This window comes from Corallococcus sicarius (genome assembly GCF_003611735.1).
Classification (GTDB): Bacteria; Myxococcota; Myxococcia; order Myxococcales; family Myxococcaceae; genus Corallococcus; species Corallococcus sicarius.
The window spans coordinates 1-462 of sequence record NZ_RAWG01000733.1; the positions used below are offsets into that span (position 1 = coordinate 1).

Here is a 462-nt window from a genome sequence, read left to right on the forward strand (position 1 = left end):
AGGTTGATCTCGGTCGTGGCCGCGAGCGGCGCCATCAGGTCGGGTTCCTTGCCGGCCTTGAGCGACTTCACCGCCTGGTTGAGCATGTCGGTGTAGAGCTGGAAGCCGATCTCCGAAATCTCGCCCGATTGCTTGTCGCCCAGCACCTCCCCGGCGCCGCGTATTTCCAGATCGTGCATCGCCAGGTAGAAGCCCGCACCGAGTTCTTCCATCTGCTGAATGGCTTCAAGGCGGCGCTGTGCCTGCTTGGTAAGGCCGTCGACGTCGTGCACCAGCAGGTACGCATACGCCTGGTGGTGCGAGCGCCCGACGCGACCGCGCAACTGGTGCAACTGCGCCAGGCCGAATTTGTCGGCGCGGTGGATCAGGATCGTGTTGGCGGTCGGCACGTCGATACCGGTCTAGATGATCGTCGTGCACAGCAGGATGTTGGCGCGCTGCGCCACGAAATCGCGCATCACG

1 pseudogene is annotated in these 462 nt (G+C 63.6%); it reads right to left on the bottom strand.

Annotation, left to right across the window (positions count from 1 at the left end):
* Positions 1–389, bottom strand: a pseudogene (locus tag D7X12_RS45735) (transcription-repair coupling factor); the annotation flags it as partial.
* Between the last annotated feature and the right edge of the window lie 73 nt (positions 390–462).